The organism is Serratia sp. HNCC26DJ206 (assembly GCF_057180605.1).
Genome location: NZ_JBXUGP010000082.1, coordinates 1 through 2,660, shown reverse-complemented (window position 1 = coordinate 2,660; position 2,660 = coordinate 1). Strand labels below are relative to the sequence as shown.

At 41.8% G+C, this 2,660-nt stretch carries 2 protein-coding genes and 1 pseudogene; all 3 read left to right on the top strand.

All coding sequences use genetic code 11. From position 1 onward, the window contains the following. Positions 1 to 970, top strand: a pseudogene (locus tag AC2A1E_RS23915) (type I restriction endonuclease subunit M); the annotation flags it as partial. A 2-nt stretch (positions 971 to 972) separates the two neighbouring features. Next, on the top strand, positions 973 to 2,346 hold the full coding sequence (locus tag AC2A1E_RS23910; protein WP_484385828.1) for a restriction endonuclease subunit S: 1,374 nt from the start codon (positions 973 to 975) through the stop codon (positions 2,344 to 2,346). Next, positions 2,343 to 2,660 (top strand): DUF262 domain-containing protein (locus AC2A1E_RS23905; protein ID WP_484385827.1); only part of this gene is annotated, 318 nt, incomplete at its 3' end. The genes AC2A1E_RS23910 and AC2A1E_RS23905, both read left to right, overlap by 4 nt.

Here is a 2,660-nt window from a genome sequence, read left to right as displayed (position 1 = left end):
CTACAGCAATGCCCGAGTCGAGGCAGGTAAAGTTAAGAGTGCTATTCTGGCGCACCCGGAATTTGCTGCTTTCAAAATTGGTGCATTAATACCCTTTGAAAATTGGTTTGCTGGTTGTCAGCTTGATGAAATTGCTCGCGGTGATTCACCGAAACAACTGATTGAAGAGATTGGTGAGCGGCTTCTCGCCGCCTATGCTGCTGAAGCAACTGATGACAGTCCGTTGCTTGAGAACTACGCTATCTATCAGTTATTGATGGATTACTGGATGGAGGTGATGCAGGACGATGTTTATGTTCTGAGTCAGGATGGCTGGCAAGCAGGCAAAGTCTTACGGGAGCTGGTTGTAGAAAAAGGCGAAAAACTCAAAGAAACGCCGGATTTGGTAATAGGCAAGAAGAAGTATAAGGCTGAACTATTGCCACCAGCCCTTTTAGTGGCTCGCTATTTTGCTACCGAGAAGATGGAAAATGAGCAACTTCAGGTCGCTTATGATGAAGCAGTCCAGGCACTTGAAAGCTTCCTTGAAGAAAACAGCGGAGAAGATGGATTACTTGCTGATGCGATGAACGACAAAGAGAAAGTGACTGCTGCCAGCGTTAAGGCACGACTTAAAATTGCCACGGATAAAGAAGAAAAGGCGACACTAAAAGCCGCTCAGGCATTGTTCGATGCCGAAACCCAAACCAAGAAAGCGCATAAAGAAGCGCAGGAAAAACTGGATCATGCTGTATTTGCTCATTATCCAAAACTCACTGATAACGAAATTAGAAATCTGCTGGTACAGGACAAATGGCACGCTAGTTTAATTAGTGCTTTAGAAGCAGAGATCGAGAGTGTTACGCAGCGGTTGGCAAATCGAGTGAAAGAGCTCGAAGAACGTTATAGCTCAACTATGCATGAACTCATACAATTAGTGGCTGAGTTAGAGGCCAAAGTTGCGGTTCATCTTAAGTCGATAAAGCTGTGAGCATGACAATGAAAACGAATAAATCACAGAATTTGAAATCGATCCCAACTGGTTATAAACAGACTGAGGTGGGGATTATTCCAGAGGATTGGAAAGTTAGTAGTATTGGAGACTTATGCGTTATTTTTGGACGCATAGGTTTCAGAGGTTATACAAAAGCTGATATTGTATCACAAGACCAAGGAGTACTAAGCATTAGTCCATCTAATATATTTGATGGGCGTACAAATTTTACGCATGGAACATATATTACTCGTCAGAAGTATGAAGAGTCACCTGAGATAAAGATATACGAAGACGATATCCTGCTAGTTAAGACTGGTTCAACCTATGGAAAAATAGCGTTAGTAAAAAATTTAAAAGAGGATGCAACCCTCAACCCCCAGGTAGTAGTCTTTAAGAGACTAAAAAGTCCTGCTGCATTTCTGGCATACATAATGCAATCTGATATTGTGCAAAATCAGATTGAGGAAACAATTGTTGGTGGAGCGATTCCCACATTATCTCAAAAGGTAGTTTTAAGTTATAAAATCCCGCTCCCTACCCCAAGAGAACAGCTTGCTATTGCTAACGTGCTCTCAGATACTGATGCACTGATTATCGCACTCGAGCAATTAATCGCCAAAAAAAAGGCTATCAAAACCGCCTTAATTCAGCAACTGCTGACTGGTTGCACACGTTTACCACAGTATTCGAAGCATCATGATGGCACCATTAAGAGCTATAAACATACAGAATTAGGTCTGATTCCAGTAGATTGGATAATCTCTACTATTGATGAATGTGCAAATAAGGTTGGCAGTGGTAAGACTCCTAGTGGTGGTTCATCAGTTTATACTGAAGCTGGACACCCATTTGTCAGAAGTCAGAATATTGGCTGGGGTAAATTAGATCTATCTGATGTTGCTTATATTTCAGATGCAATACATAAAACTTTTCCCGGGACTGAATTAGCAGAAAATGATGTGCTCCTGAATATAACGGGTGCATCTATTGGCAGATGTGCATTGTCAGATTTTCGTATTACAGGGGGAAATGTAAATCAGCATGTCTGCATCATCAGAGTAAATAGTGATAAATTAATTCCAAAACTGCTTGTAGAGTTAATGAACGCTGACATCGGTCAAAAACAAATTGATAGTTTTCAAGCTGGCGGAAATAGAGAAGGATTGAATTTTTCACAGGTGAGACAACTCAAATTTGCTATCCCTATATCGCTAGAAGAGCAAAATACTATTGCAACCATCCTCTCAGACATGGACATTGAACTTGTAGCATTAGAGCAGAGACTTGCAAAAGTACGCGATATAAAACAAGGAATGATGCAACAGCTGCTGACCGGGCGCATCCGTTTACCATTGGCTCAGCAGTCATGAAACATGCCCTTGATAAGACAGTACTGTCGGTCAAGGGTCTATTGAACCTGACTGACTTAACTATTCCAGCCTATCAACGACCTTATAAATGGACGGTGAAAAATATCAGCGAGCTGTTTGCCGATATTAACAGTCATCTCGATAAATCGGTTTATCGGCTGGGCTCAGTAGTGTTTCATCAGGCTGAGAGCAATGAAGAACATAGACTGAATATCGTTGATGGCCAACAACGAACTTTGACATTAATGCTGGCCGTATGGGCCATTATCGAAACCCGACTTGCTGAGTTGGAACGTCAGGATTTGCAGGAAACG